The organism is Vibrio sp. 10N.222.48.A3 (assembly GCF_041475345.1).
GTDB classification, from domain to species: domain Bacteria; phylum Pseudomonadota; class Gammaproteobacteria; order Enterobacterales; family Vibrionaceae; genus Vibrio; species Vibrio tasmaniensis_A.
This window is the reverse complement of the sequence record NZ_JBFRVX010000857.1, coordinates 1-3,021: the sequence shown is the minus strand read 5'-3', so window position 1 is coordinate 3,021 and position 3,021 is coordinate 1. Positions and strand designations below refer to the sequence as shown.

Annotated in this window: 3 protein-coding genes; all 3 read left to right on the top strand. The window is 42.2% G+C overall.

Features of this window, described 5'->3' with window-relative positions; all coding sequences use genetic code 11:
• A partial coding sequence (locus AB4653_RS20850; protein ID WP_372105226.1) for an HPr family phosphocarrier protein occupies nt 1-169 on the top strand: 169 nt, incomplete at its 5' end.
• Nucleotides 170-322: 153 nt separating this feature from the next.
• Nucleotides 323-2,047, top strand: coding sequence for a phosphoenolpyruvate-protein phosphotransferase PtsI (ptsI, locus tag AB4653_RS20845; RefSeq protein ID WP_009847363.1), 1,725 nt, complete (start codon nt 323-325; stop codon nt 2,045-2,047).
• Nucleotides 2,048-2,153: 106 nt separating this feature from the next.
• Nucleotides 2,154-2,663: a PTS glucose transporter subunit IIA gene (gene crr / locus AB4653_RS20840; RefSeq protein WP_009847364.1), complete on the top strand. Its 510-nt coding sequence runs from the start codon at nt 2,154-2,156 to the stop codon at nt 2,661-2,663.
• Nucleotides 2,664-3,021 lie beyond the last annotated feature (358 nt).

The window sequence follows — 3,021 nt, the reverse complement described above, 5'->3', positions numbered from 1 at the left end:
CGCTGACATCACAGTGACTTCTAACGGCAAAAGCGCTAGCGCGAAAAGCCTGTTCAAACTACAAACTTTAGGCCTAGTAAAAGGTACTAACGTTACTATTTCAGCTGAAGGCCCTCAAGCTCAGCAAGCTGTAGACCACCTAGTTGCTCTTATGGATCAACTACACTAATACGGTCTCCTTCTTTCAAAGCCATTTTGCACAGCAAAGTGGCTTTGTTCGAAATAGATAGCAATTCGAAATAGATAGCAATAAGCGCGACATTAGTCGACGACTTAAAGTCACACATTCTCCCGTTTACAGTTGAACAACTAAGGTAAGGCTATGATTTCAGGCATCCTAGCATCTCCTGGTATTGCTTTCGGTAAAGCACTACTACTTCAAGAAGATGAAATTGTCCTAAACACTCAATCTATCTCAGACGATCAAGTTGAAGCAGAAGTTCAGCGTTTTTTTGACGCTCGTAACAAATCTTCTCAACAACTTGAAGTTGTAAAGCAAAAAGCACTTGAAACTTTTGGCGAAGAAAAAGAAGCAATCTTTGAAGGCCACATCATGCTGCTTGAAGATGAAGAGCTAGAAGAAGAGATTTTAGCACTCATCAAGAAAGACAAAATGCACGCAGACAACGCGATCTACACAGTGATCGAAGAGCAAGCTGTTGCACTTGAGTCGCTTGATGATGAGTACCTAAAAGAACGTGCGACTGATATCCGTGATATCGGTACTCGCTTCGTTAAAAATGCACTAGGCATCAACATTGTATCTCTAGCAGATATCAATGAAGAAGTTATCCTAGTTGCTTACGATTTAACGCCATCTGAAACGGCACAAATCAACCTAGACTACGTTCTTGGTTTTGCTTGTGACATCGGCGGTCGTACATCTCATACTTCAATCATGGCACGTTCACTTGAGCTTCCAGCTATCGTTGGTACTAACGATATCACTAAGCAAGTTAAAAACGGCGACATGCTTGTGCTAGACGCGATGAACAACAAGATCATCATCAACCCTTCTGACGCTGAATTAGCAGAAGCTAAGAAAATCAAATCTGATTTCGAAGCAGAAGCAGTTGAACTAGCAAAACTAAAAGACTTACATGCTGAAACTCTAGACGGTCACCGTGTAGAAGTTTGTGGCAACATCGGTACAGTAAAAGACTGTGACGGTATTCTGCGTAACGGCGGTGAAGGCGTTGGTCTGTACCGTACTGAATTCCTATTCATGGACCGTACTGCACTTCCTACTGAAGAAGAGCAATACGTTGCTTACAAAGAAGTAGCGGAAGCAATGGAAGGCGAGTCAGTGATTATCCGTACTATGGATATCGGTGGCGATAAAGACCTACCATACATGGACCTTCCACAAGAAATGAACCCTTTCCTAGGCTGGCGTGCAGTACGTATCAGCTTGGATCGTCGTGAAATTCTACGTGACCAACTACGTGGTATCCTACGTGCATCTGCACACGGTAAACTACGCATCATGTTCCCAATGATCATTTCTGTTGAAGAGATCCGTGAACTGAAAAAAGCAATCGAAGAGTACAAAGTTGAACTTCGCGCTGAAGGCCTAGCTTTCGATGAAGAAATCGAAATCGGCGTAATGGTTGAGACTCCAGCAGCAGCTGCAATCGCACACCACCTAGCGAAAGAAGTATCTTTCTTCTCTATCGGTACTAACGACCTAACGCAATATACTCTTGCGGTAGACCGTGGTAACGAAATGATTTCTCACCTATACAACCCACTATCTCCAGCGGTTCTTCTTGTTATCAAGCAAGTAATCGATGCTTCTCACAAAGAAGGTAAATGGACAGGTATGTGTGGCGAACTAGCAGGTGATGAGCGTGCAACTCTACTTCTTCTTGGTATGGGTCTAGATGAGTTCTCTATGAGCGGTATCTCTATCCCTAAAGTTAAGAAAGTAATCCGTAACTCTAACTTCGCTGAAGTTAAAGCTATGGCTGACGAAGCACTATCTCTACCTACAGCTGCAGAAATTGAAGCTTGTGTAGAAAAGTTCATCGCTGAGAAAACTCAGTAATCACCAAGAGCTTAATGAAGTTAGACGGCTAAAAATAGTCGTCTAATTTGTTAGATTGGTATAGTATATTCTACAGAATAAAACTAAACGTTAGGAGCATGACACAATGGGTCTGTTTGACAAACTGAAAAAGCTTGTATCTGATGACAGCGCTGATGCTGGTGCAATCGAAATCATCGCACCTCTTTCTGGTGAAATCGTAAACATCGAAGACGTGCCAGATGTAGTTTTCGCTGAAAAAATCGTTGGTGATGGCATTGCTATCAAACCAGCTGGCGATAAAATGGTAGCTCCAGTTAACGGTACTATCGGTAAAATCTTCGAAACAAACCACGCATTCTCTATCGAGTCTGACGACGGTATTGAGCTTTTCGTTCACTTCGGTATCGATACTGTTGAACTTAAAGGCGAAGGCTTCACTCGTGTAGCTGAAGAAGGTCAATCTGTTAAAGCTGGTGACACAATCATCACTTTCGACCTTGCGCTTCTAGAAGAGAAAGCAAAATCTACGCTTACTCCAGTTGTTATCTCTAACATGGACGAAATCAAGGAGCTGAACAAGCTTTCTGGTTCTGTAACTGTTGGCGAAACTCCAGTTCTTAAAGTAACTAAGTAATCCCGATTACTTATCTGCTTTAATTAAAACGCTACCTAAGGGTAGCGTTTTTTGTGCCTGCTATATTTGTTCAATACCTCAGATAGGCAGTACTGACTATCACACCGAAACCCTTCTCCTAGTTCCCTCAACCAATGACAACTACACTGACCGTTTATCCCCTGCTATCCGACCTAGTTTTTTACTAAACGTTGTTAAGCGCTATTCAAGGCATTTCGCCTATACATCAAATTACACTTGTGAATTTTAACAAACAGAGATCTCTGATATCTCGTTCTACTCGATTCTGAGATGACGACTAAAGACTTCGATTCAGGTAAACAATTGATCAATACCGCCTATAGTCGTCATTCCCTAC